We start from the raw sequence: 3,374 nt of genomic DNA on the forward strand, positions 1-3,374 counted from the left end.
GGCGCTCTCCTTCGCCGACCAACCTCTCACCCGGCTATCCGTTTCAGCCCGCTCGGACAGCGCTCTAGCAGCCTCGCAGGCGTCAATCTCTCAGCTTCCCGCCACAGGTTTCTTTGTGCGCTCCCAACCGGACCTATGTTCGGTTTCAATGATCCACGACGTGGCATGATGGTGTGGTCGGTGAACGAGGCCGACCCGGTTCCGTCAGCTCCCCCGACTCCCCCTCAAATCGCCGATGGACCCAACTTGCCCTGACGCTCAACCCTGCAGCCTCAGGCGCGCGGATCTTTGTGCGTTTGGCGCTTCACATATGCGGAAGCGCGGAATGCCTGCCGGATCAACGATAAGCGGGTCAGGTCCATCAATCTGGCACGGTCCGCTGGCACCGGGTCCGAGATGGTGTCCGCGGGCCTCCATAGCGTCGACATCGCACGCACACTCAGCCCCGCAGCCCAGGCTCGCGGGGCTTTTCACAAGTCGACGACGGCTGGCTGTCCTTGTGTGGATGCCGGCACGATCGTCACGGTCTGTGTCGGTAAGGCTGCATACGCTGCCCCCGAGCGCGCCTACGCTGGACCACCTTCAGGATCATGCCCGTGCCCAGCGCCTCGACCATTCTCACCAGCAGCTGCATCTCGGCGGTCGTCATCACCGGCCTGACGTTCCTCGCCGACGTCTCGACCCGTGCGCAACTCGACCATGCCCTGGAGAATGTCCGGGCATCTCGAGCCCCGACCCTCACCGTGGTCGAGACATCATCTCGGCATAGGCCGCCTGCCATCCTCGACAGGAAGCGCCTTGAAGCCACAGCGCTGATGGTGAGCCAGCCAGGCGAGGAGTAGACACTCAGCCACCGGGGCTGCTTCATCGCGGAGAATGGCAAGGCCCGAACGTGCAGCTGAGGAAGTGCTGAACGCAAGGCGTTCCCAATGGTTGAGCCCTGGCAAGCAGGTCGCTTACAGGTGGTCAAGAGATGCAGCAGGACATTCCCGACGTCGATCGGACGGCACGCACAATTGCCGAGAACGTTTACGCGGCCTACATGCGCCAGGCTGAGGGTGGCAGGAACCCGCAGACGGAGCAGACGCTTTTGACTCGGCTCGCGGAAGCCATCCGGCCGGCGGTCCCGGGAGGAACGCCCCGCGACATCGTCGATGCCGCTAATCGCGCCTTGGAAGCCTGGGAGCAGCAGAGCGGCGGCGCTCGCGGCCCACGCGTCAGTGCCCTTGATCGCGCCGACGGCTCGGTGGGAATGGATGTGGCGGGGGTGTGATCGACGGACATGTCTGCGTGAGCACCTGAAGGCGAAGGGCTATCTGAAGCCATGAACCCGTTCTCGAACTGCGTTCCCACCAACGATGGTCAGAGCCTTCGGTGCGAGGTGTGGTGGAGCGAGCCGGGGGCCGCCGGGATCATCCTACACGTGAGCATCAGTATTCCCCAGATTAGCGGGGAGACGCAGCAGCAGTCGGATGAGAGGGCGGTCCGGGAGGCAAAGGCGGCAGCGGCACGGTTTGCGGCTAAGGGCTAAGCATTGGAAGGCGTCGTCCATAAGGCCGTCCGCGTCGAGTTCATCCTGGAGAACGGCCGCGGGCCTGGCATGTGGCAGAAAGAGGAGTTGAGGGCACGCTCGCGGTTGCGGCGGTGGTGCGGGACCGGTCGAGTTGAACAAGGCGGCGCCCAGCCGGTTGCCCTGACGCAGATACTGGTTCGTGATCCCGACCCTGAAGCCCGCTCCGGCCCAGCCGCGGCGGGCTTTTCGTTCTTGCGCTGCTCGCCCGATAAGGCCTAGCTGGCCGCGAGGGTTCAGCCCCTCAAGAAGCAACCTTCAACGCGCCCGGCACACCCCCGCCGGGGCGGGCTTTTTGTAGCTGCTGGTCCCTTTGCGCTCATCGTAGTCCCTTTTTTTAGCGTCGTAGCAGTATTGTCGGCCAAGCATTCGAGGCGCAGCATCATCGCACGAGATCGCGCTCCCGCATCCCGTTCCGACTAAATTTCAGCCCGTCTGGCTCCCTCGCCGCGGCGGGCTTCTTTGTGCAGTCCGCACCTTACTTGCGCGAATGTGATCGCCCCCTCAATGGTGCGAAGGTCTAGGGCCGGATCCCCGACACCCGGCCGCGGCCTTGCCGGTACATTCCGCCCCCTCGGACCTAGGCCGGCAGGGCCGCACCTCGTGTCGTGATCTCGCCGGTTCGTGCGACCCTCTTCTATCTCCAGCCCGGTTTCACTTGCAGCAGGTCAGAGCTCGTCGGGAGGGAGCAGGGTGGCAACGTGAGGTGCTGCCCACCTGACATGGCCCGCCGGCATTTCCTCTCCGGTGCTCAGTGCTGGCGGGACCGCTCTAATTCTACCCGTGCACTCTCCGCGACTCCCGCATCGACGCCCAGCGTCGAAGCGATAAGCATCAGCAGACTCCTTGCGACACGATCCGACACGTAGGCGCCTTTCCCTCGAAAGCGCATCAACTTGCCATGCGGGCCGTCGGTTCGTTTTCGAGGACGATAGGGTTACCCGTGCGACTGCCGCAAGGGCCACTCTCTGCAACCCATCGACCCGCTCCTCACTGCAGCAGCCACTGCGCCACGCCGTAGGTGATCGGCGGCAGAAAGAGCAGGAACAGCAGAAAGCCGATGCGCTGCGCTGAGCTGATGATCATGTGCAAGTCTTCCAACTTGCTGCGAGCGCCAGTGCCGCGTCTCGCTCATCATTGGCTTCCTGCAACGCAAGCTGCATTGCCGGCATGGCCGCGATCCGGATCGCAACCCGCCGAGCCTCGTCCTTGGACATCCGGCCAGTGCTGGAGCGCCGCTCTGGATCATCGGTGAAGTATACGTGTGCCACGGCGAAGCCGGTCGCATCCTCGATGCGAAACGCTTTCTCAATCTCGGCGGCCGTCCAAGGGGCGGGAAAGCGACGGGACTCGGTCATGCTCCGACGGTAGGGTGGACGGGCCGCGAGTCGCTAGGGCGGGAAGTGCACAGGGCGAACCCTCCGTTCCATGTCGACTTAGAGCGACATCCGATCAGTTTGCGTCGTAGCCAGCAGAGGCGAGGTAGGCTCGACACTCAGCCGGGGCGAAGCGATCCAGGCTTTGCGCAACGGCTTCCCAGAGGTCTGGGATGGTTCGCGCCGCCGCACTGCGCAGGAGTGCTTTCAGCTTTGCGAAGGCCAGCTCGATGGGGTTGAAGTCCGGCGAGTAGGCCGGGAGGTAGAGAAGCCGGGCTCCCACGGCCTCGATCCGCTCGCGGATACCGCTGACCTTGTGGGCCGGCAGGTTGTCGAGCACGACCGTGTCGCCGGGCTGAGGCGTTGGGGCGAGCACGTCCGCCACGTAGGTGCGGAAGGCCTGCCCGCTCATCGCGCCATCGAGCAGC

Annotated in this window: 4 protein-coding genes; 2 read left to right on the forward strand and 2 right to left on the reverse strand. The window is 64.4% G+C overall.

All coding sequences use genetic code 11. The annotated features are described in order from the left end of the window. Positions 1-596: 596 nt before the first annotated feature. The gene (locus tag F6X51_RS27525) at positions 597-842 is read left to right on the forward strand and encodes a hypothetical protein (protein WP_150967276.1); all 246 of its coding nucleotides are present in this window, start codon (positions 597-599) and stop codon (positions 840-842) included. Positions 843-973: 131 nt separating this feature from the next. Continuing rightward, positions 974-1,273, forward strand: coding sequence for a hypothetical protein (locus F6X51_RS27530; protein WP_150967278.1), 300 nt, complete (start codon positions 974-976; stop codon positions 1,271-1,273). 1,379 nt (positions 1,274-2,652) lie between these two features. Here F6X51_RS27530 and F6X51_RS27535 read toward each other — a convergent pair. Both F6X51_RS27535 and F6X51_RS27540 read right to left on the reverse strand, forming a co-directional pair. After that, positions 2,653-2,928: a hypothetical protein gene (locus F6X51_RS27535; RefSeq protein ID WP_150967280.1), complete on the reverse strand. Its 276-nt coding sequence runs from the start codon at positions 2,926-2,928 to the stop codon at positions 2,653-2,655. A gap of 94 nt (positions 2,929-3,022) precedes the next feature. Continuing rightward, positions 3,023-3,374 (reverse strand): transposase (locus tag F6X51_RS27540; RefSeq protein ID WP_210250352.1); only part of this gene is annotated, 352 nt, incomplete at its 5' end.

The sequence above is a fragment of the Methylobacterium planeticum genome, from assembly GCF_008806345.1.
Lineage (GTDB): Bacteria > Pseudomonadota > Alphaproteobacteria > Rhizobiales > Beijerinckiaceae > Methylobacterium > Methylobacterium planeticum.